This is a genomic window from Shewanella sp. BC20, assembly GCF_003129585.1.
Classification (GTDB): Bacteria; Pseudomonadota; Gammaproteobacteria; order Enterobacterales; family Shewanellaceae; genus Shewanella; species Shewanella seohaensis.
The window spans coordinates 1-22,905 of record NZ_NHRI01000007.1; the positions used below are offsets into that span (position 1 = coordinate 1).

Consider the following 22,905-nt stretch of genomic DNA (forward strand, 5'->3'; position numbering starts at 1 on the left):
CCATGTTTCTCGTTTCCTCTTACTTGTGGTGAATAAGAAGGTCTCTTTTAACATGGGCGTTATTCAGGCTATAGCCTTAAGGGACAATCACCACCGCCAGAGGCGGTGGTTTTGGGATGACAATAAAAAGGCCTTGCTAAGCAAGGCCTTTTTATTTTCAAGGTTCTTTATCCAAGTGAACTTAAACCTGCCATTGGATCGACGCTTCGCCCCGCGCCATCAGCATTTGATTCACTTTAGAAAAATGCCCACAACCGAAGAAGCCGCGATAGGCCGACAGCGGTGACGGGTGGGGTCCCGACAAAATTTGATGCTGCGGCGCAGTAATCACCGCCCCTTTTTTGATGGCATGGCTGCCCCAGAGTACGAAAATAATCGGCCGCGCCTGCGCATTAAGCAGCTTTAAGGCCTCAGTGGTAAAGGTTTCCCAGCCGGCATTGGCATGTGAGTGGGCTTGCCCTTGTTCCACCGTCAGCACGGTATTGAGCATCAAAATCCCCTGCTCCGCCCATTGGGTTAAATCACCATGGTTCGGGATTTGGAAACCGGGAATATCGTTCACTAACTCTTTATACATATTGGCTAACGATGGCGGCGGTTTAATGCCTCGCTTAACCGAGAAACACAGGCCGTGGGCTTGGTCGGGACCATGGTAGGGATCTTGACCGATAAGCACTACACGCACTTGCTCCAATGGGGTTGTTTTAAAGGCGTTGTACACATCCTCTTTAGGAGGATAGATCACCTTACCCAATTCACGCTCTTGATTCACAAATGCTATCAACTGCTGATAATAGGGTTGAGAACGTTGATGGTCAATAAATGCCTGCCAAGTCGCCAAAATCTGTTTCTCTTACTTAAGTTACGATGCCGTTAGCTTAAAAGTGATAGCGCGACATGACAAGCCAACTCCGGTTTTTATTCCCGAGTCTTAAGATATCGCAAGCATATTGCGGCCTAAACCTGTTCGGTTCCTTTGGTTAAGGCAATCGATTGCTATCGAGAAATGCCCCGTATCGCAAAAGTTAACTCGAGCAAAGTTGAGTGCAGTGCCATGTTGTGTCTAAACGCTTTGGCTCATTAAATGACTCTGATAATCCATCAGCTAGCGTGATAGGGGCGTTTGTATAAACAATCCGTATTAATCGCGACCACGGTGGCCATGACCACGGTCGTCATCCCTATCTTTGCGGCGCTCATGTTTGTCGTAATGTTTGTGGTGATGCTTATCCTGTTTATAGGAGCGATAACGGGGTACGTACTCATCGCGATACCAGACATCCTGAACAAAATAGACTGGGCGGCCGCAGGCACCGTAGGAGGCACAATAGCGACCCCATTTTTTTGCATGACCGGGCGGCACATGCAGATAGATAGGTTCATACACGACCCGAGACTGCTCTATCACGATAGGCTGTTCGTAAATCACCTGTGGACGAGGAAAATTACCAATATTGATCTGACCGTAAAAGTTTGGATCGCCGATGTTAATCGACACTCCGACATCTGCCGCAATGGCCGAAGATGAAGCTGCAGCGAGTAGTAAGGCTGACAGTGTAAGTTTAATTGCTTTCATGGCGGTTCTCCTGTTGATGGAAGCAGTATGCGAGTGGCTAACTGAACAGAAGATGAATCCTCACAGGAGGCTAAATCAGATATTATTTCCCCCGCACCGCCATGCAGACCTTGTATTTCGGCAGGCTATCTACATCCCAAATCGGCAAGAATTTAAATCACGATGATAGAACTGTTACATATCTTCCGTCTTGAAACGATGCAGCAAAACCCATTGATACTAAATACAATATCGCCCAATCAACCATCAAACTAACCGCAAGTTAGCGATGGATGACCTACTAAGTATTGGGCTCACTACAACAGATTTAGATCCCAATACTTAAGCGTAAGCGGTTCCTTCCTGCAGAATTTAGGATAGAATCGCCCACCAATAAATTATTTTGAGTAAGCGCTATGACTGATACCAGCAACACCACGATTTTTGAACTTGCCGATCAATTTATTGCCTTAGCCAATCAGCTAAGCCAGCAGGAAGGTGATGTCGGTAAAGTCGGCACAGCCCTGCGTTTTGCCGCAGCGCGTTTTAACGCCTTTGAAGCCGCGATTAAATCTGCCGACTTAGGCGCAGAAAAAGACAATGCACTCGACTGGTTTAGCGCCGAATACCGCGAAATGCTAAGCGACAACCTAGACGACCATATCGCTAATCCACCCGTTATGCAGGAAGAAGCTGTGGCAGCGGATGATTCGGTACAAATCTTTAAAGGCTGATGATGCGCTATAGGCCAAGCATCGCCTGCTAAAATCCCATAAAAAACGCCATCTTGTGATGGCGTTTTTTTATCTATTTGCACTGTTCAATATGCATTGCGATACGTTAGAGGGTATATACCACTCGTATCGCGAGCAGGATCAGTACCACACCAGAAAGTTTATCGATAAGTCCCGCTTTTTCCCGTAACTTAGGCAATACACTCGAATGGGACAACAGTAAGGCAATCAAGGTGTACCAAAGCCCATCAACCACCAAAGGCGTTAGCACGATAAGTGCTTGACCCGTCAAGCTATCGGCCACCATCACAAACTGACTAAACAGCGCCAAAAAAAACAACATAATCTTAGGATTGAACAGGGAAATCGCAATACCATCCCGCGCCGCAGTGAGCGTATCCGTCGCCTCCCCCGCCGCAAGTTTTGCCTGCATGCCACCGTTTGAGCGCAATGCTTGGATCCCCATCCAGGCGAGATAGAGCGCGCCTAAAATCGCGATCCCATTAAAAATCAATGGCGCTTTTTTCAATACAACGGCTAGGCCGAGCAACGTCACTAACGCATAAATGCCAATACCGATCGAGTGCGCCCAAGCGCAAACTATCCCCTTGCCGCGACCACCGCCCAAGGTATGACGCACAACCATGGCCAAACTCGGCCCGGGAGACATAGCGCCCAAGCAACAAATCGCCAATAGTCCTAACCAAGTACTAAAGCTCATTTTTAACCCTTTAAAGCATAAAAAGGCCCTCAATCGGGCCTTCACAGGAGTGGCAGTTTAACACTGGCCAAATAATACGGTCACTCTCATTTAGCCGCGTTAGGATGATAAAAAGCGCGGATATCTTGCACCAGTTGCGCAAGCGACGCGGGCTCCACATACATCATGTGGCCCGCTTTGTAGTAATGCATAGTGACACGGCTATTATCTATGCCATTATCAGCAAAGGTATTTTCGGTCGCAAAGAAGGGCGTCGCAAAATCGAAATAACCGTTACCAACAAAAATACGTAGGTCTTTATTCTCGCGCTGCGCTTGCCCTAAATAGGGCGCCACATTCACATAATGCATTTGCTTACCACTGATATTCCAGTTCCAGCCACGGTTAACATCGGTGGAGAGCACGTTGAAGGGGCGTGATAATTTAACCCCTAAATCCTCATACAGATACTGATGGATAGCCGCCGTATAAGCGCCATCGATACCATATCCTGAAGGATCGTTATCGGTCGAGTCACCGCCACTGTCGTAATCTTTGCCGGTATAGCGACTGTCTAACCGCCCGACGGTCAAATCCTGATCCCTGAGCAATTCTTTGGTGTAGCGACTCGCACTCACCCGCAAATTCACTCGGTAGAGGTAAGACTCACTCAGGCCCGTAAAACGCGCCAACTGTTTGCGTACACTCTGATAATCGCTTTGCGCTAAACGGCTACCCTGTAATAGGGCTAAGGCGTAATCCTTAATTGCGAATTGACGCGCCTGTTCGACAAACGCTTCGAGCCCTAAGGCCTTGTCGGCATCACTAACTTTATTGTGATAAAACGCAGTTGCCGCCATGGTCGGTAAAAAACCAATGTAGGGTTGGTTATTGCCCGGTTGATAACGAGCGTGGCTAAAGTCGAGAATCGATGAAATCAGCATCACGCCATTGACCGAGATATCGGTCCAACCGCCTTGGAGCTCATCCACTAATGCTGCCGCTCGTGTCGTACCATAACTTTCACCGGCAAGATATTTGGGCGAATTCCAACGCTTATGTTCAATCAACCAACGGCGCATAAACTCGGCAATGGATTGGGCATCTTCTTTCACGCCCCAAAAATCGGCGCCTTTCTTCTCACCGAGGGCGCGGCTAAAACCAGTACCCACAGGGTCGATAAACACTAAGTCTGACTCATCGAGTAATGAGTAATCGTTGGCTTCAATCCGATAAGGCGCCGCACCATCATCTTTGGCATCACCGGGCACAATCACACGTTTTGGGCCAAAGAGGCCCATGTGCAGCCACAGCGAGGCAGAACCTGGGCCACCGTTAAAAATAAACGTGACCGGGCGTTTACTACTGTCCTGCACATCATCCCGTAAATACGTAATAGAGAAGATGCTGGCCTGAGGCTCCCCCTTATCATCCTCTAAAATGGTCTCACCACTGATGGCTTGATAACTGATCTTCTGATTTTGAATTGTCATTCTGTGCTTAGTAGTCACCACCTCTGGCACTAGCTTATCCACTTTGACATCGCTTTTTTTAGCTTGCTCGGCATGGCCGACCATGGACACAGTGAATAATAAGGGCAGCAACACACTTGCCCATTTCAGCCTTGAGGGCGTTTGCTTCTCTGTTAGCGCTAGCATCAATTATTCTTCCCTTCTGTAGTGGTTATTTTGTGACCTTTTTATTGGTGCACCAGCTTACAAAGACTGTGCACTCGGCGCAAAAGCACAATTGCAACCGAATGCGTCAAAGCTTTAATCGGCTTTTAAAGCATAAATTCACGCAGATTTAAGCTGTTAGTCGCTAAGATAGAATGGATTATCGGAAACTCATGTAGGCATCTATGGGCACTATCACTCTTATCAGTCTGGTCATTCTCGCATTACTCGTGGGCGCGATTGGCCTGTTAATCTGGCAACGCAGCAAAGGTAAACGCATTCCACTGGCGGTGATTTTTGTATTGGGATTTTTCGCCGTTGGCCTAGGCGGAATTATCGGTTTTGTACATAAAGGCGAAGATTATCAAGCCTATCAAAAGCTGCAGTGGCATACGCTGGCCCCTGAAAAAATCGCGCCGCTGGTCGCCGATGGCTATACAGTGTTTGTGGATATCACCTCAGACTGGTGCAGCATTTGCCAAACCAACAAGGCTGAAGTCACCCACAGAGAGCAAGTGGTGAATGCACTGATGGCCGACAAGGTTATTTTGATGCAGGGAAATTGGAGCGAAGCCGATTCCACCATTGCGGGTTATATGAAGCATGAAGGCGTACCGGGTACACCTTACAATAAGGTCTATGGTCCAAGGGCGCCTAACGGCATAGTGTTGCCTTCAACGCTCACCATAGAAGCTGTACTTAATGGCTTAGCTCAGGCAAAAGCACTGTAAGCGATTGATTTGGCTTTAACCTCAAAAACCGAAGCCATAAAGCTCAACACTCGCGCAATAAAAAAGGCTGCATCGCAGCCTTTTTGCACACTTCAAATCAGTAGAAAGTAATTTTCCGGAAAGGTGGGCAGAAAATCACTCCATACTCTTAACAGCCATCTCACCCCAAAACGCTATTAAACTCGTTCATTCACTCACACCGTACTTCAATAAACATCTCCGCGTTGCCGTGAATTCCCAGTCTTAAGGGCGAGCCTGCTTTGTTCAGGTCAACTTAGCCAAAGATATTTATGAAACATTTTTATAACAATTTACTCTTTTACGCCAGCACTAAATACAACTTTCGATCGATTAAAATATAAGCTTTTTATTATCAACAAGTTAATGGTCAGACCTCTAAACATATCTCTAAACCATTCAATTCAAGCATTACTGAATAACTCACGATATATCGCGACACGACTCAAGGGGTTATACTCTGGGCACTCATTCGTATTAAGGAATCAACGGAATGACCTCAACACAGCCCGCCGCAATGCCCTTGGATAAACATTTTCTGCCAGAAAACCAGCTACTGCTCAATGCCGTGGGTGAAGGCATTTATGGGTTTGATTTAAATGGTAATGCCGTCTTCATCAATCCCGCCGCCGAGCGCATGACGGGCTGGAAGAATGAAGAATTACTCGGCAAAAATATCCATAATTGCCATCATCATAGCCATGCGGATGGCAGTCATTATCCCCAAGAAGATTGTCCCATCTACAATACCTTGAAGGATGGAATAGCAAGGGAAATCACCCACGATGTGTTTTGGCGCAAAGATGGCAGTAGCTTTCCAGTACATTACAGCTCGACCCCCGTCTATCGGGACAACAAGCTTATCGGCGTAGTCGCGATATTTCGCGATATCAGTATTCAGAAACAAACCGAGCAGTCGCTACGTCAAGCTTTAGCGCAGGTTCAAGCACTGTCGGAGCAACTAGCCAGCGAGAATCATTATCTCCAAGCCGAGTTAGCCGATAAGACAGGCGATGTGGATATTTCGGGCAGCAGCGCGGTAATCCGTCATATGATCCAGCAGCTGCATATGGTGGCCAATACCGACAGTACCGTATTGATTTGTGGCGAAAATGGCACAGGCAAAGAACTGGTTGCCCGTAACTTACATCAACTGAGTCGCCGTAAAGATAAGCCCATGATCAGCGTTAACTGCGCGGCGTTTTCAGCCTCACTGTTAGAGAGTGAGTTGTTTGGCCATGAGAAAGGCGCCTTTACCGGTGCGACACAGCAGCGCAAGGGCCGCTTCGAACTCGCCCATCAAGGGACACTGTTTCTCGATGAGGTGGCCGAATTAAGTTTGGAGGCGCAATCTAAGTTGCTGCGGGTGATCCAAGAGCAATCCTTCGAACGACTCGGCGGCAGTGAAACCATTAAGGTCGATATTCGCTTAGTCGCCGCCAGTCACCATGATTTACTCAAGCGCGTTGAACAGGGCTTATTCAGGATGGATCTCTATTACCGCTTGAATGTCTTCCCAATCCAAGTGCCACCGCTGAGGGCAAGACTTGAGGATATGCCCGAGCTTGTCAGCCACATTTTGCATTCCCTAAACCGCAAACTCGGTAAGAAACTGCGCGGCGTGAGCCAAAAAGGTCTGCAAAAACTGATGGCCTACAGTTGGCCGGGTAATGTGCGCGAATTACAAAATATCCTCGAGCGGGAGGCCATTTTATCTCAAACGGATATATTACAAATCCATGCCATGCCCACGCATCACCTGCAGACTCAAACCGCGGTCTCACCATTACAAACCTTGGCCGAGGCGGAAGCACAACACATAGAGCAAACATTAAAGCAGCTCAACTGGCGTATTTCAGGCCCCAATGGTGCGGCCAATGTACTCGGCGTCCCGCCAAGTACACTCAGATCGCGGATGAAGAAGCTCGGGATTACACGTCAAACCATTGCAGAAGAATAGCTTTAAAAACGCGATATATCGCCAATTAGCGATATATCGCGACACCCACTAAATCGCAAATACACTTAATCATTAAATATCAATAATTTAAAATAAAAAACTCTTGGCCTAACGTTTGCTATAGGGAGCCGAATCTTATTTAAGCCGTTAGGACAGCATATGCCCAAGAGTGACACCCAACACAGAGAGAACGCCAAGCGCCCCTCTGCTGAGCAATTTATCCCCGTAAAAAATATCCAGGCGGACGATAAACCAGCCCCCGTGAATGGTCAGATTCATTTCCGAGAGCAGAAGGGTTATTTTCAGCGCCTAAGAACCACAATGAATAGCCTGTTAGTTCTGCTGTTTTTTGCCCTGCCCTTTATTTCCTTTGATGGTCGGCAAGCGATATTGCTGGATGTGAGTCAGCAGCAGTTCTTCTTTTTCGGCCTCACCCTCTGGCCACAGGATTTCACCTTGCTCGCTTGGGTGTTTATTGCCGCCGCCTTTGGATTGTTTTTCATTACTGTGTTTTGGGGGCGCGTCTGGTGTGGCTATCTTTGCCCGCAAACCGCGTGGACTTTTATGTTTGTCTGGCTCGAGAGCCGAATTGAGGGCAACAGCAACAAACGTAAATTGCTGGATAAGGCGCCGTGGTCAGCCAATAAACTCGGTAAAAGAAGTCTCAAACACGGCCTGTGGGGATTAGCCGCATTAATTACTGGCTGTGGATTCATCGGTTATTTCATTCCCGCCCGCGAACTCTATTTGGATATTTTTACCGGCAACGCCGGTTTTTGGACGACCTGCTGGGTATGGTTTTTCGCGATTTGTACTTACTTAAATGCAGGCTGGATGCGCGAGCAAATGTGCTTACACTGCTGCCCCTACGCGCGTTTTCAGGCCGTGATGTTCGATGCCAACACCAAAACCGTGACCTATGATGCCGCTCGCGGCGAAGCGCGCGGCCCACGTAAGCGCAAACAACAGACGGAACTCGGTGATTGTGTTGACTGTAACCTATGTGTCGAAGTCTGCCCGACGGGGATTGATATTCGCCAAGGCCTACAATACGAGTGCATTAACTGCGGCGCCTGTGTCGATGCCTGTAATGAAACCATGCAAAAATTCGACTACAAACAAAACCTAATTAGCTATGTCAGCGAGAATGAATTAAAGGGCATCACCCATTCCAACTGGCGCTCGCCACGCTTTTTAGGTTACGGCGCCGCCGTTGTTATTATGTTGGTTGTGATAGGTTTAGATCTCTCCAGTCGCAGTGAAATTCAGCTTAACGTCATTCGCGACAGACAGAGCCTGTATCGCGAAACCGCCGATAACAAAGTTGAAAATACCTACCAGCTGAAGATCCGTAACAAGACTCAGCAATCTAAGCAATATCAACTCGCGGTCAACAGCGAAATGCCCTTCAGCTTAATTGCCGACTCGGTCATTACCCTTGCTCCGGGTGAGCAATCGGATTATCCCGTGACAGTATTAGCCGATAAGGATGCAATCCCAACGGGGCGCAAAATTATCGAATTCTCGGTAACGGATGTGAGCAAACCTGAACAAAGCGTTAGCCAAGAAACCGGCTTCTTTAGCCCTTAGTGCGTCATGCGGCAGTGTGCTCGCCGATAAGCGAGCACACTCCATCACAGTTAGCCACTTTCGTAAATCAGGCCCGTTAATCACTGTGGTTCGCGTTTTTTTTACTCAGCTTGTTTCGTTAAATCCGCTAAATAGCCTCAACTCGCGCCGCACAAACATGAAGTATGCCAATGCAAAATCATAGCCTTCTAGCCACTTCTCTTGCGCTTACGGCGACTGCTTCAAAAGAGGCTCGGCTGTCATTGCGGTAAACCAATGTCGATTTATTATTGACGGTTCGCTATATAGATCGAATACAATAAACATACGAAACATATATAAAGTATATTTATGGGCATAGTTAAAATTTCCGAAGAACTGCATGATGAGCTGAGAAAAGCCAGTTCGGTCATGTCACGTTCAATCAACTCGCAGGCAGAATTCTGGATAAGGATCGGGATGCTGGCAGAATTGCATCCACAACTCTCCTTTAATCAGTTAGTCGCCGATCTGATGAAATCTGCGGATGTGAACCTAGCCAACGTGACCCAGGTAAAGGAAATGGCCGATGAATAATCAGGTGAAGATAAAATCTGCCGAAGAAATTGCACTGATGCGCCTCGCGGGGCAATTACTAGCTCAAGTATTTCAAATGCTTGATACCTATGTCCGCCCCGGCATCAGCACCATGGATATCAACGATACGGTCGAAGCCTTTATCGTCAACGAGCTCAAATCGCGTCCCGCGAGTAAGGGTCAGTATGGCTATCAATATGTGTTGAATTCGTCCATTAACGAGGTGGTCTGCCATGGTGTGCCCTCAGCGAATGAGGTCATCAAAAGCACAGATATCATTAACTTAGATATTACCCTCGAGAAAGACGGCTATATTGCCGACTCCAGTAAAATGTATGTGATGCCACAGGCGCCCGCCCCAGCCCAAAAGCTGGCCGATGTTACCTATCTTGCCATGTGGCAGGGGATCAAACAGGTTAAACCTGGGGCCACATTGGGCGATATTGGCCATGCGATTCAACAGTATGCACAATCCTTTGGTTATAGCATCGTCAGGGATTACTGCGGCCATGGGATAGGTCAAGAAATGCATGAAGAGCCGCAAGTCCTTCACTATGGAAAGCCGAATCAAGGCCTTAAGCTCAAAGCGGGCATGGTGTTTACCATTGAGCCTATGGTGAATCAGGGCACTGAAAAGATAAAGCTTAAAAAAGATGGTTGGACGGTTGTCACCCGCGATAAAAAACTCTCGGCGCAATCGGAACATACGATACTTGTCACCCCTACGGGATACGAAGTGCTCACCCTACGCCACGATGAGCAATCTCCCCGTTAATTTCGACGCTAACCCTCGCTTTTTCATCTCAAATTCAGGTGTGCTGTAGTAAATTTGCACTGCAGTTCACCGCCCTTCATTAGAGTAAAAATTCTATTTTTACAATTGGATAGCCGTGCAAATTGCTACAATAATTTAACGATAAACGTTGACCTGACAGGTTGAATCCTTCTAATCTAAACACTCGTTTGATTTTAAAATAATAACAACGATAAACCTATTTGAGGTAGTTAGGCATGGCATACGATCAAGAGTCACAACTCGAACTTGGCAAATACTCATCACTCATAGACTTAATCGAACGCACTAGCCAACGCTTTGGTGATAAAACGGCATATGCTTGTTTGGGGAAAACCAGCAGTTTCAATGATATAGAACGCGATTCACGCTATTTTGCTGCCTATTTGCAGAATAACACTAATCTAAAACCCGGCGATCGGATCGCGATTCAATTACCCAACATTACCCAGTTTGTTATCGCCGCCTATGGTGCGCTGCGGGCGGGACTTATCCTAGTCAACACTAACCCGCTCTACACCGAACGAGAGCTTATTCATCAGTTTAATGACTCGGGTGCTAAGGCCTTAGTGGTGTTGTCGGATCTGTTGCCAACCCTTGCCAAAGTGGTTGCGACCACACCAATTGAATTGGTGATTTCCACTCATCCGTTAGATCTTATCGATCCGCAGGTACAGCCCAAAACGGGGCTTAAAAATGTCGAATTCTGCCAAGTGCTAAAACAAGGGGCCGAGCTACCCTTTAGCCGAATAGTCCCTGCCGCAGGTGACTTAGCGGCGCTGCAATATACCGGTGGTACAACGGGTCTCTCCAAGGGGGCCATGCTGACCCACGGTAATATGCTCGCCAATGCGGCGCAGGTAAAATCCCGCATTGGCAGCGTTATCAGCGAAGGGGAAGATATTTTTGTCGCGCCACTGCCGATTTACCATATCTACGCCTTTATGGTGAACTTAGTACTGTATTTTGAATGTGGTGGTTGCTCGGTATTAATCCCCAATCCCCGTGATATTAGTGGCTTAATCAAGACACTGGCTAAATACCCTTTTACCGGCTTTGCAGGGCTTAACACCCTCTTTGTCGCCCTGTGCCATCAGCCCGAATTTAAGGCGCTGGATTTCAGCCATTTAAAAATCACTATTTCGGGTGGTACGGCACTCACCGCGGCCGCAGCTAATATCTGGCAACAAACTACGGGCAATACCATCAGTGAAGGTTATGGATTATCCGAAACCTCGCCAGTGATTTCACTCAATGCTCCCGGATATCAGAAGATTGGCACTATCGGTAAGCCCGTTCTCGGCACTGAGGTCAAACTGCTAGATGAAAACGGCAATGAAGTCGCGCAAGGGGAAGCTGGCGAACTCGCCGCCCGCGGCCCGCAAGTGATGCTGGGTTATTGGAATAATCCCCAAGAAACGGCCAATGTAATGACTGCCGATGGTTTCTTTAAAACCGGGGATATTGCGATTTTGAACGAGGAAGGATTCCATCAAATCGTTGATCGCAAAAAGGATATGATTATTGTCTCCGGCTTTAACGTCTATCCGAATGAGGTCGAAAACGTGCTCGCCAGCCATCCGAATATCATTGAATGTGCCGTGGTTGGCGTAAGGGATGAACACTCAGGAGAAGCTGTCAAAGCCTTTGTTGTACTTAAGGATGACAGCCAAGATCATGAGCAAATGAAAACCGCCATTCTCAACTTCTGCCGTGAGCAACTCACCGCCTACAAGCTGCCCAAGTTGATTGAATTTATGCCGCAGCTACCTAAGAGTACCGTGGGTAAAATTCTGCGCAGAGAACTCAAAAATCACGCTTAAACATACGCAAACATCAGTGACGTTTGAGCAATCTTAAATCCAAAACAAAACCCCAGAGCAACACTCTGGGGTTTTATTTATATTACATTGTCCATACAAACCTTACTCGCTAAGCACACTCACCTCATCCGTTAGCAGCTGTAAACTGGCAAACTCGCGATATAAGGCATTGGTTTGTAATAGTGTTTGATGCTTACCACTGGCGACGATACGCCCCTTATCGAACACGATAATTCGATCCGCATTGATCACTGTGGCGAGGCGATGGGCGATGATAAGCGTGGTTTTCCCTGTCATCAATTCATCGAGTGCCTGCTTTACTTTTTGCTCACTTAAGGCATCGAGCGCACTGGTCGCCTCATCGAGCAGCAAGATAGGCCTGTCGGCTAAAATCGCCCTCGCAATCGCGATACGCTGCTTTTGACCACCGGATAAGCGCACGCCGCGCTCACCCAAATAGGTTTGATAACCTTCACTAAATTCGCTAATAAACTCATGGGCACGGGCCGCAATACAGGCATCAACCACCTCCTGCTCGCTGGCATCGACGCGGCCATAGCGCACGTTCTCCAGCACGCTAGTAGCAAAAATCACTGAGTCCTGCGGCACAAGCGCAAACTGCGCCCGTAAATCCTTTGGTGAAAGCTCAGCAATATCAATCCCATCCAAATGAATGCTGCCCGATGACGGCACATAAAACCGCTGCAATAACTGAAACAGCGTACTCTTTCCAGCCCCACTCGGCCCGACCAAGGCCACCCGCTCGCCCGCGCTTATCGTCAGTTCTAAGTCGCTGAGCACTAACTGAGTTTGCTCGGGATAATGAAAATTCAGTTGTTGCAGTTGCAGCTCGCCACGCACTTTCGCGGGCAGTGTTTTAGGCACTAGTGGCGCAGGAATATCGACCTCAGTTTCAGCCAGTTCGATTAAGCGCTCGGCGGCGCCCGAGGCGCGTTGGATCTCACCGACAACTTCACTGATGGTGGCGACGGCGCCTGCCACCATCACGGCATAAAACATAAAAGCCGACAGTTCGCCGCCCGTCATTTTTCCCGACATCACGTCGTGGGCGCCGACCCAAGTCACAGATGCAATGGCGGCGATACTTAAAAACATCACGGAGGAAATCAACATGGCACGGTAACGAATACGACCACTGGCGGCGGTCATCACATCTTCGACACGACTATTGAATAAACTGCGGTCCTTATCCTCATGCCCATAGGCTTGCACTGTGTGGATTTCATGTAAGGTTTCATCCACATAGGCCCCCAAATCCGCCACCCGGTCTTGACTCTCCCGCGCTAAGGTTCGCACTTTTCGGCCAAAGAAGCCGACAGGCCCCAGCACCAAAGGCACTGCCAGTAGCACCAGCAGCGTCATCTTCACGCTGGTGATCCCCATCATCGCCAACCCACCGATCACAGTCACGCCGGAGCGCAGCGCCATCGAGAGACTCGAGCCGACCACGGTTTGCAGCAGAGTCGAATCGGCGGTAAAGCGCGAAATCACCTCACCGGTACGCACCTTGGCGTAGAAGGCTGGAGACAACTTCAGCAGTTGATTGTAAACCGTCAGCCTTATATCGGCGCTGACCCGCTCGCCGAGCCAAGTCATCAGATAAAATCGGCAAAACACCGCAGTGCCACTCACTGCGGTGATGAGCAGTACCAACAAAATAATTTCATTGAGACGCTGGGCGTTATCCTTAATAAAACCTTCGTCCACCATCAACCGCACGCCCTGCCCGAGGGATAGCCAGGCCAAGGAGCCAATCAAAAGAAATACAATCGCCGCAACCACCCGCAGGCGATAGGGCTTAAGAAATTGCCAAATCCAGGGCAATACCGCCCGTTGGCGAATCGAGGTATTAGCAGCGTTATGAGGCATAGTGGACTCTGATAATGATCGTGGGGGAAGTGTACTCGATTCTGTAGGCTCAGTTAGCGGTTTGTTCACTATTGATATCCTTAGGCTTTATGCGCCCATCAACCTTAGCACATGCGAGTATCAACAGAGCATACTCGAAAGCCCTAAGGATAAACAAAATGACTTTAGCAAGGCGTCGCTGAAAAGCAGGCAATAACAAAGGATGAAGGTAAAAGTGAAAATGCTTTGAGAAATATAACAATAAACCCGCCTAGATAGCGGGTTTATGCTTTTGCCTTGAGTCGGTCAAGCTCAAGACGCTGATTTTCAAAACATAGGTGTTCAAGACACGGATGTTTAAGACTCGAGAGCTTAAGCTACTTGCATATCTTCGGGTGCTTTAGGTGTGCCATGGTGGCCATCACGCTTCCAGTTAACATCGAGTAATTCACTGCCCGTCAGACTAAAAGCTTGGCCAAAACCTTTCACATACAATCCCTGATGGGGCGCTAACTTATACAGATTAAAGTCCATCAGTGCCGCGAGGTTATCGGACATGTCGCCAAAGCGTTTTGATAACAGGCTGACTCCTTTGCTAAACGAGGGCGTATCGCGTTCAACCGCTTGAGCGATTGCATCGAAAGTGAGGCGTTTACGGGCGAATACCGACTTAGCTTCGGCTTCATCCTCCACCAGCATCACAGACACTTTGGTCGACTGTTTAAGGTTGTGGCCGTGGCGGGCTAAGTCACTCACTAGTATGTAAAACCCATCGTCAGCTAAGGCAAATGGCGCGTAACTGGCATTGGGTTGCCCATCCGCATCCACAGTGGCGAGTTGCAAAGTATGGCGCTGCTGTTTAAAGGCCTCAATTTCGGGTAACAGTTTGTCCCTTAAACGTTGTTCTTGCTCGAAGATTTCAGACTTCATATTGGATACCTTAATAAATTATGTCGGTGACTATTGAGTAGCAAAGGTGCCCGCTAGCGTTTTAAAACGGCGAACTTGCTCAGGAAAAAGCACTCTTTGCTTGTCTCGTCCTAAATAAACTTTGAATACCACCTCGCCTTGAGGGCCAAAAAAGTTAATCGAATGGCTCTCGCTGCCCCTAAAGGGTCTGCTAACTAACGCGATCGCTCGCATGTTATCCAGCTTGAGATGACCATGAAGGCCATCACCTTTGCTGTAGAGGTTGTAGTAACCATGGGCAAATTTCCCTTGGGGAAAATCACCTTTGAATTCAAACACGCTGCCCGAAAGCATCACTATCGTGGTCAGAGGTCCCCACTCGGGTAAGCTCTGCAGCAGCTCGTCGATTTGTGTCAAAGGAAGAAACACTCGCTGCGCTTGCGGCAGTGCTGCGACCACATCAAGCTCGGCAATCCCTAATTCACTCGCCAGTTGTGCAGGCATTAAATCGGGCTGGCTGACAAAACGCTGCCTTAACATTGACTGCGAGTCGGCATCTATGTGATGGCTCGAGTGAGCGATTTCAGTGTCGATTGTCTGTGTCATTTGCGTCTCCTAAAGCTGGGTCTAGAACATATAACGTGCTGACAACTTCATATTGCGGCCAGGTTGATAAAGGGTCTGCCATGCCTGCTGGTATTTCTCGTCACCAATGTTTTCAATGGCGAAGTCGACTCTCAGGCCAGACATAGCCCCCATCGCAGGCTCCCAAGCGAGGTAAACATCCCACAGGGTGTAGTCGTCATACTTAGCCACGCGATAACCTTCGGGTGTATTAGATTGGCTGGCGACATAGGTCACTCGGGTGCCGAGTTTCATATCACCTTCCATAATGCCTTGGGAGAGATCGACGTTGAACTTATTGGCGGGCATACCTTCGATATAGTCACCAGTCTTTCGGTCTTCGCCGCGAGTCTGACCGTAATTCATTGCCAGCCGTGTTTGACCAATGCGATAACGGCCGCTGAGCTCAAAGCCAGTTAACTGCGCATCTTCTACGTTATTCCATGAGGTGGTTTGCTCAAATCCTGGGATCCCCATTAACGGATTGGAGACTTGCTGAACGATAAAATCGTCCACATCGTTACGGAAGATGTTTACGGTGAAAGCCAGCTCATCATCTCCAGCTAAGTCGTTGAAACGAAAATCAGCTTTCAGTTCTTTATTGCGGGCGACTTCAGACTTTAAGTTAGGATTCGTCGCAAAGGTATTACACAGACCTTGGGGTAAAAAACCGGGGATCGGCGGAATGCAATAATGGGTTCCGGTAGAAAACATTTCCTCAACCGTGGGCGCACGGAAAGCCTGATCGTAACGGGCACTTAAGGTTAGCCACGGCTGAGTCTGCCAACTCAAACCCAGCGAAGGCGATAACTCATTGTCATCTGCAGAAGCATTGAGATTGTGGCTCTCGTTTTTGAAGCTGTCGTAACGTAAGGCGGCGTCGAGATTAACGGTTTGCGTCAATTGAATATCGGCACGGGTAAAGGCGCCCCACACTGTGGTCTCACCATCAATATCCCCTGGGCGCTGCCCCACTTGCCCCCTATCGTCTCTGACTGTTTTAAGGGTATCGCGATAACCATCGACACCATAGGTCAGCTTAGTGTTGCCTAACTGCGAACTGTTGTTGAGATTAATCCCAATGGTGCGGTATTCGGTGCTATCGAATTGACCTTTGGTCACCCTGTCTTCGTCATAATCCGTGCTATTCCAATAGACTTGGACTTTGGTGTCCAAATACGGATTATTTGCCGGCGCCAAGCTGTAATTGAGGGTGACGTTTTGATCGTCCGTTTTACGGCGTACTAAAGGCACTGAACTGCTCACCGCGGCGGAAGGATTACTCGGCACCAGTTCATTAATCTTGCCAACTCTTGCCGATAACTCTAAGCGTGAAGCCTCATCGGCTTGCCAACCAAACTTAGCCAAACCGTTGCTCCCCAAAGAAGCACTGTTCGCTAAGGTTTCGTCATTACCCGTATTGATATTATTGGAGTCGAAGTAAGATCCATTGATTAACCAATCAATAGTATCTTGTTGGCCATACACGGCAGCGCTGGTTTTAGTGCGATCGCCATTCGTGTCATAGCCTTGCTTTAGATAGCCACCGAAGGTTTCGTTAGGGGCTAAGAAGTCTTGAGCCGATTTAGTATTCTGCGCCACCACACCACCGATGGCACCACTACCCCAGAGGCTACTGGCAGGACCGCGAATCACCTCAATTGATTTGAGTAATTCAGGATCCATAAAGTAAGAGCCACGGTGACCTGAACTGGTATTCTGTCTTGCGCCATCAATAGTTTGTAATACACGATCGCCGCTTAAACCACGGATCTCAACCCCTTGAGACGTCGCTCTCGGTCCATTGGTTAAAGTGATGTTAGCTTCATTTTTTAATGCTTCAGCAACCGATGATGCCTGAGCCACATTGAGTTGTTCTTCACTCACAACGGCGACACTGCGACTCGTTTGGGAGACTTTTTCACTCAAGCGTGTCGCGCTTACTAATACTTCGTCAAACTCAGTTTCGACTAATCCCGGCTTTTTTTCCTTTTGCTGAGCAGTCACACCTTCTTCAGCCGCTAACGTAAAACTTAGCGCCGTAGTCGTTAATGCGATCGCAACGGCGATAACTAACGGCTTCTTTTTCATGGTTACATCCTCAAATCATCAATGATATTAATCGATTAGAATTCAAATCGACCATTTGTGGTTGGTCCGTCAACCTAGGTCGAACTGCTGCATTTTTGAGCATCCATTTTCGTAATTGCTGGCACTCTAACTGAGATTAGAAAATTGATCAAATAGAAATCATTATCATTTGCGATCTCAGTTGTATTTATGTATCTTAATTAGCATTGATTGATGGGCGACTGTTTTTTGAACTTGGAAGGCGTACTGTGACACCGAAACGATATCTGGTTTTTGGCGCATTAACCGTTGCAATCCAAACGGGTGTGATTGCATCGCAGCCTGCTATGCCATTACCAAGTATTCTCAATGAATCGACCCAAATGCTTGTGTCCAATGAGGCGAATAAAGCGGTTACCTTAAGCTTTGCAGCACCTCGTGCCACAGAAAAATCAGCGGCCATATCTGCGGTAAAAAGTACGCCAGCGAAAACGATTCCCGTAGATGCGACCTCGACACATGTGTCTAATACTAGTAAGCCCCAAACGGCGCCAGCACTCACTGATACGCCAATAACTGAAATAGCAAGGCAAGCACCCGCACCAACCACAGATAAGCCACGAACGATTCAATCCGCAGTGCAAAACAAGCCAACGCCGAACACCTCCTCTAAGGCCGATGCAACAACAGCAAAGCCTCTTATGGCCGCAAATACACAACATCAGAAAGAAACTGGAGAGATAACAAAATCTTCTGACCAAGTGTTGTCGCAAATGGCAGAAATCAAGACTCAAGATAATACCGCCATTAACAACACCAATATGACGTCCACCAGTACCAGCGAGAGCAGTGACGCCACTCCCGAGATTATTGAACTGGCGACGCCAACTTTTGCCAGTAAACCGCCGCAACCCACCTATCCACGCATGGCACGTAAAAAAGGGCTTGAAGGCACGGCGACGGTAGAAGTGATGTTTAACGAATTTGGACAACAGCTCGCCCTCACCTTAGTGAAAAGCTCAGGCGTTGGGCTGCTAGATCAAGCGGCATTAGAGGCGGTTGAGACTTGGGAATTTCAAGCTCCCACCAACAAACTGGCCAGCCATTACAAAGTGAGAGTACCTATTCGCTTCGCCTTAAATTGAACGTCCCTAACCGCAGCATTCCAGTTATCGCTGATAGCTTGATAACCCATTATTAGATAACGAATTTGACCTAAGAGGCTCAATTGCCCATGACTGACTTTTCCACCCTACAGGCTCAACTCGGCGCCCTGACGTGGCCACTACTTATCTGCGCCTTTATCGCGTTAATGATTTGCCTCGAACGTAGTGCCTTATTTTTACAGCAATCCTTTGCATCTATGTCACCCAAAAAACAGGCTTGGGTGAAAGCGCTGCGTCAATCCGATGCCAAGGCCAGCAGTGAAACCATTCAAGCGCTTATCGAGAGCACCAGCCGTCAGCAGGACTTACTGACAAGAGGCGCCAATTTACTGCTAAAACAAGCTGATAAACCAAAGCAACTCAGAGAAGAATTACTCAGTCTGTGGCTGAACAAACAGCAAAGGGACTTACAAGCGGGTCTCAAGTTACTGCAAGTGATTGGGATTATTAGCCCATTACTGGGTTTACTGGGAACGGTACTGGGGCTGATTGAAATGTTTGCCCAGTTAGGGCAATCCCAAGGCCCAGTCACCCCAGCACAGCTCAGTGCTGGGCTTGGGCTGGCGATGAACACCACGGCTGCGGGCCTGATCATCGCAGTGCCGACCATTACCGCCGCCCATCTGTTTGGGATCTGGGCCCATAGCCAGTGCGTAAAAGTGAGTCATGTGCTGAATCAGCTCAATTTGTGGCTATCTGGGGTTGAACATATCGCCCTCGAGCAGAATCACTATCAGGCTTTTGCCGACGTTAATCGCGCTAAACCCGCATCTAACACTCAACTCGAGTCACAGCCATGATCAGTGTCGATAGAGCCTCATTACCTCAAGCGGGGATCTCGGCCTTAGAGCCCCTGCCGAGCATCGATCTTACAGCACTGATAGACATTATTTTTATCGTCTTAGTGTTTCTATTGCTCACCGCCAATAGCCGTTTGATGAGTTTACCCGTGGAAGTGCCGCAAAGCCCAAGCAGCGCCATCACGGCCGTCGAACCGAAACAATCCATCGCTATCAATATTATGGCAAGCGCTCCCCACTGGGCGCTAAACGGCGAGACCTATTCCGACTTAAGCGCCTTCAGCTTGGCATTTGAAGAACGGCTAAAACACCATCCTCAGGCCAGTATCGTTATCGCCGCGGATAAAGCCGCGCCGGTAGAACCCTTAATGCAGCTGTTAGCACTCTTACAGGGCAATGCCATCAGCCAGACGCAAATTTTGATGGAGCATTAATCACTTAGGTTAAAGCAGAACATTTTCGAAACCATTTCCCTTGGCAGTCGCTTTTACCTGCCTTGCACACAGATGAAGTAGGAGTTTACCCATGTTGTTTCAAGCCAATCGTCATGCCAATCAATCAGTCAATCAGTGGCGGCTATTTTTCCAAGCGCTCACCCTCTCCACGCTCGCGGCCTTATTCTCGACCAATGCCTTATCACAGGAGATAAAACTGGTTAGCGCGGGCGCTGGGGTGACAGAGTTGGTGCTCGCCCTCGATGCAGCCGACGAGCTGGTTGCCGTGGACTCCACCAGCTATCTTCCCGAGCACTTGGCGACTGTTGCCAAATTGGGGTATCACAGAATGCTGTCGGCCGAGGGCATTATGGCGTTGTCACCAACTCTAGTTGTCGGCTCTGAGGTGATGGGGCCAGAAACCACCCTTAATGTGCTCAAACAGGCCAAGATTGAGGTGGTGAAGTTACCCTCAAGTGCCTATGAGAAACAGCTGATGACCAATATTGATACCCTAGCTCAGCTACTGAAACGCACAGACAAAGCGATACAGTTAAAACAAGATTTGCATCAAAGACTTGATGGGCTAAATAAACAGCAACAGCAATTGAGCCAACAGCAGACCCAGCCGAAAATCCTGTTTATGTTATTACAGGAAGGACGCGGCGCCCGCGTCGGCGGCAAAGGTACTGCGGCCGATACCATTATCGCGCTCGCGGGGGCAAAAAATATTGCCGACTTTGAAGGTTACAAGAGTCTCTCTCAAGAGGGCATACTCTCACTCCAGCCCGATGTGATTTTACTCTCTACGCGCAGCGAGCAAAGCGATCCACAAACGGATGAACAAACCGCGCAAGCACTCTTAAAGGAAATGCCGTTACTCGCCCATACTCCCGCAGGCAAAAATGGTCATATCCAAACCCTTGCGCCGCAAGCCTTACTCGGCGGATTAGGCATTAGCGCTATCGGTGCGGCTGAAGACTTGGCCGCCACGTTGCTCAAGCAAGATCAATAATGTTAGGGCTGATGAGTATGTTACAACATCGCTGGCTATGGCCCACCATGGCAACGCTGCTACTCCTCAGCAGCTTGCTTTCCGTCAGTGTCGGGCCGGTGAATATCAGCCTTATCGACTCCCTCAGCGCGGTGTTTAATTGGGCCACGGAGCAAAACATTGGCAATCTCGCGCCCCACGAGCAACTGGTTGTCAGCAATGTCCGCTTACCTCGCACCTTATTGGCTCTTGCCGTTGGGGCTATGTTGGCCCAATGCGGCGCTGTGATGCAGGGGTTGTTTCGTAACCCCTTGGCAGATCCTGGGATTATTGGCGTGTCATCCGGCGCAGCATTAGGTGCGGCCATCTGCATAGTGCTATTCCCCCACGCCGAATCTGTCATGATTTCTGTCAGTGCTTTTGCCTCTGGTTTAATCACTACTCTTATCGTCTATCGTCTTGCCAGCAGCGCTTTAGGTACATCGGTCGTGTTATTGCTCTTATCAGGCGTCGCCGTTGCCGCACTCGCCGGAGCTGGGATTGGCGTGTTGACCTATTTAGCCAATGATATGGCGCTCAGGGACTTAACCCTATGGCAGATGGGCAGTATTGCCGGCGCACAATGGCAATATGTGGGTTTGTGTTTAGTCGTGTTAGCACTGCTCAGCTGGCAATTTAATCGTGATGCTAAGGCGCTTAATGCCCTGCTGCTCGGTGAGGCCGAGGCTAGGCATTTAGGGATTGATGTTGATTCACTCAAGCTGAGACTCATCTTGCTCTGCGCCTTAGGGGTTGGCGTCAGTGTTGCGGCAACGGGCATTATCGGTTTTATTGGCTTAGTAGTGCCCCATTTAGTGCGTATGTTGTTGGGGCCAGATCATCAACGCCTCCTCCCCATGAGCGCACTTTTAGGTGCCGCCTTGTTGGCACTTGCCGATATCGGCGCGCGCGCCTTTTTACCCCCAGCGGAACTCCCCGTTGGCTTAGTAACAGCGCTCATTGGCGCCCCATTCTTTATCTTTTTACTCCTGCAACAACGTAGCAAATTAATCTAAGCGAGAACTCCATGGCTATGAGCTTATCGGCTGCGCCCGTCGCTAAACAACATTTTGAACGCACTCAATTAAGCGTAGATAGACTCAGCTACGCTATTGGCGATAAGGCTGTGTTGAAGGACATTAGTGTGCAATTTCAACCGGGCAGTGTCACCGCGCTGTTAGGGCCGAATGGCGCGGGTAAGTCCACACTGTTAAAGGCACTGTGCCAAGAGATCCCCGCCGCGCGCGGCAGCATCCGACTTGGGTACTGCCCGCTCGTCGATTGGCCAAGGGCTGAGCTGGCAAAATCGCTCGCGGTGTTACCACAGCACGCGAGTTTAACCTTTCCCTTTAAGGTGAATGAAGTGGTCGCCATGGGCTTGTATCCCCTCACGCTGAGCCAACAGGCGGGACAGAATCTCGTGAACAAATGGCTCACTGAGGTGGAGATATTGCACTTAGCACAGCGTAGCTACCCCACCCTTTCGGGCGGCGAAAAACAAAGGGTGCAACTGGCGCGGGTATTAACTCAGTTGAGCCAATCTCCCTTCCCGCCGATTTTACTCCTCGATGAACCCACCTCGGCACTGGATCTGGCGCAGCAACATAAGGTATTAGCACTGGCAAAAAATCTCGCTCACAAACACGCCTACACTGTGATTGTGGTACTACACGATCTCAATCAGGCCGCCCGTTACAGCGATAGAGTTATCGTCCTCAAGCAGGGGGAAATCGTCAGTGATGACTCGGCAAAGGAAGCTTTATCGGCCGAGATAATTCGGCAAGTATGGAATTATGAACCTGAATTTATTCCTGCACCACAGGGCGGCTATCCATTGATTTTTTAATCCGAAATCGAACTCGCTA

21 protein-coding genes are annotated in these 22,905 nt (G+C 48.7%); 13 read left to right on the plus strand and 8 right to left on the minus strand.

Going from position 1 to position 22,905, the window contains the following annotated elements; genetic code table 11:
• Nucleotides 1–181: 181 nt before the first annotated feature.
• On the minus strand, nt 182–841 hold the full coding sequence (gene ung / locus CBX96_RS08970) for a uracil-DNA glycosylase (RefSeq protein ID WP_109286446.1): 660 nt from the start codon (nt 839–841) through the stop codon (nt 182–184).
• A 300-nt stretch (nt 842–1,141) separates the two neighbouring features.
• Nucleotides 1,142–1,576, minus strand: a complete 435-nt coding sequence (locus tag CBX96_RS08975; protein WP_011627030.1) for a hypothetical protein — start codon at nt 1,574–1,576, stop codon at nt 1,142–1,144.
• A 395-nt stretch (nt 1,577–1,971) separates the two neighbouring features.
• Here CBX96_RS08975 and CBX96_RS08980 point away from each other — a divergent pair, with 395 nt between their 5' ends.
• Nucleotides 1,972–2,289, plus strand: a complete 318-nt coding sequence (locus CBX96_RS08980; RefSeq protein ID WP_011621686.1) for a DUF3144 domain-containing protein — start codon at nt 1,972–1,974, stop codon at nt 2,287–2,289.
• 106 nt (nt 2,290–2,395) lie between these two features.
• Here the strand turns inward: CBX96_RS08980 and CBX96_RS08985 are convergent, their stop codons facing one another.
• Both CBX96_RS08985 and CBX96_RS08990 read right to left on the minus strand, forming a co-directional pair.
• On the minus strand, nt 2,396–3,010 hold the full coding sequence (locus tag CBX96_RS08985; RefSeq protein WP_011621685.1) for a LysE family translocator: 615 nt from the start codon (nt 3,008–3,010) through the stop codon (nt 2,396–2,398).
• Between the two features lie 86 nt (nt 3,011–3,096).
• Nucleotides 3,097–4,647, minus strand: a complete 1,551-nt coding sequence (locus CBX96_RS08990) for a S10 family peptidase (protein WP_258294376.1) — start codon at nt 4,645–4,647, stop codon at nt 3,097–3,099.
• Between the two features lie 203 nt (nt 4,648–4,850).
• On the opposite strand from CBX96_RS08990, the gene CBX96_RS08995 reads away from it, so the two are divergent.
• The 6 genes from CBX96_RS08995 to CBX96_RS09020 all read left to right on the plus strand — a co-directional run bounded on the left by CBX96_RS08995 (nt 4,851) and on the right by CBX96_RS09020 (nt 12,135).
• The gene (locus CBX96_RS08995; protein WP_088210347.1) at nt 4,851–5,396 is read left to right on the plus strand and encodes a thioredoxin family protein; all 546 of its coding nucleotides are present in this window, start codon (nt 4,851–4,853) and stop codon (nt 5,394–5,396) included.
• 511 nt (nt 5,397–5,907) lie between these two features.
• Nucleotides 5,908–7,374 (plus strand): sigma-54-dependent Fis family transcriptional regulator, encoded by a 1,467-nt coding sequence (locus CBX96_RS09000; RefSeq protein ID WP_109286448.1) that lies wholly within the window; start codon nt 5,908–5,910, stop codon nt 7,372–7,374.
• Nucleotides 7,375–7,533: 159 nt separating this feature from the next.
• Nucleotides 7,534–8,964: a cytochrome c oxidase accessory protein CcoG gene (ccoG, locus tag CBX96_RS09005; protein WP_109286449.1), complete on the plus strand. Its 1,431-nt coding sequence runs from the start codon at nt 7,534–7,536 to the stop codon at nt 8,962–8,964.
• 330 nt (nt 8,965–9,294) lie between these two features.
• The gene (locus CBX96_RS09010) at nt 9,295–9,519 is read left to right on the plus strand and encodes a ParD-like family protein (protein WP_011621680.1); all 225 of its coding nucleotides are present in this window, start codon (nt 9,295–9,297) and stop codon (nt 9,517–9,519) included.
• A complete protein-coding gene (gene map / locus CBX96_RS09015; protein ID WP_109286450.1) occupies nt 9,512–10,294 on the plus strand; it encodes a type I methionyl aminopeptidase in 783 nt (260 codons plus the stop codon). The genes CBX96_RS09010 and map overlap by 8 nt, the downstream gene beginning before the upstream one ends.
• Before the next feature lie 236 nt (nt 10,295–10,530).
• A complete protein-coding gene (locus CBX96_RS09020) occupies nt 10,531–12,135 on the plus strand; it encodes a long-chain fatty acid--CoA ligase (protein ID WP_109286451.1) in 1,605 nt (534 codons plus the stop codon).
• Between the two features lie 102 nt (nt 12,136–12,237).
• Here CBX96_RS09020 and CBX96_RS09025 read toward each other — a convergent pair whose 3' ends face one another.
• The 4 genes from CBX96_RS09025 to CBX96_RS09045 form a co-directional block, all read right to left on the minus strand.
• Nucleotides 12,238–14,025: an ABC transporter ATP-binding protein/permease gene (locus tag CBX96_RS09025; RefSeq protein ID WP_109286452.1), complete on the minus strand. Its 1,788-nt coding sequence runs from the start codon at nt 14,023–14,025 to the stop codon at nt 12,238–12,240.
• A gap of 351 nt (nt 14,026–14,376) precedes the next feature.
• Nucleotides 14,377–14,934, minus strand: coding sequence for a heme utilization protein HutZ (gene hutZ, locus CBX96_RS09035; protein WP_109286454.1), 558 nt, complete (start codon nt 14,932–14,934; stop codon nt 14,377–14,379).
• Between the two features lie 30 nt (nt 14,935–14,964).
• Nucleotides 14,965–15,519, minus strand: a complete 555-nt coding sequence (hutX, locus tag CBX96_RS09040; protein WP_109286455.1) for a heme utilization cystosolic carrier protein HutX — start codon at nt 15,517–15,519, stop codon at nt 14,965–14,967.
• 21 nt (nt 15,520–15,540) lie between these two features.
• A complete protein-coding gene (locus CBX96_RS09045; RefSeq protein WP_109286456.1) occupies nt 15,541–17,628 on the minus strand; it encodes a TonB-dependent hemoglobin/transferrin/lactoferrin family receptor in 2,088 nt (695 codons plus the stop codon).
• A gap of 248 nt (nt 17,629–17,876) precedes the next feature.
• Here CBX96_RS09045 and CBX96_RS09050 point away from each other — a divergent pair, with 248 nt between their 5' ends.
• From CBX96_RS09050 to CBX96_RS09075, 6 genes are all read left to right on the plus strand, one after another.
• Entirely contained in the window at nt 17,877–18,752 is an 876-nt protein-coding gene (locus tag CBX96_RS09050; RefSeq protein WP_258294379.1) for an energy transducer TonB, read from the plus strand.
• Between the two features lie 83 nt (nt 18,753–18,835).
• On the plus strand, nt 18,836–19,573 hold the full coding sequence (locus CBX96_RS09055) for a MotA/TolQ/ExbB proton channel family protein (protein WP_181382178.1): 738 nt from the start codon (nt 18,836–18,838) through the stop codon (nt 19,571–19,573).
• Nucleotides 19,570–20,007 carry a biopolymer transporter ExbD gene (locus CBX96_RS09060; RefSeq protein ID WP_109286458.1) on the plus strand — a complete coding sequence of 146 codons (438 nt, stop codon included), beginning with the start codon at nt 19,570–19,572 and terminating at the stop codon, nt 20,005–20,007. The genes CBX96_RS09055 and CBX96_RS09060 overlap by 4 nt, the downstream gene beginning before the upstream one ends.
• Nucleotides 20,008–20,098: 91 nt before the next feature.
• Nucleotides 20,099–21,022 (plus strand): hemin ABC transporter substrate-binding protein, encoded by a 924-nt coding sequence (locus tag CBX96_RS09065; protein WP_109286459.1) that lies wholly within the window; start codon nt 20,099–20,101, stop codon nt 21,020–21,022.
• Nucleotides 21,023–21,039: 17 nt separating this feature from the next.
• Nucleotides 21,040–22,056: an iron ABC transporter permease gene (locus CBX96_RS09070; RefSeq protein WP_109286550.1), complete on the plus strand. Its 1,017-nt coding sequence runs from the start codon at nt 21,040–21,042 to the stop codon at nt 22,054–22,056.
• A gap of 11 nt (nt 22,057–22,067) precedes the next feature.
• Nucleotides 22,068–22,886: a heme ABC transporter ATP-binding protein gene (locus tag CBX96_RS09075; protein WP_109286460.1), complete on the plus strand. Its 819-nt coding sequence runs from the start codon at nt 22,068–22,070 to the stop codon at nt 22,884–22,886.
• Nucleotides 22,887–22,905 lie beyond the last annotated feature (19 nt).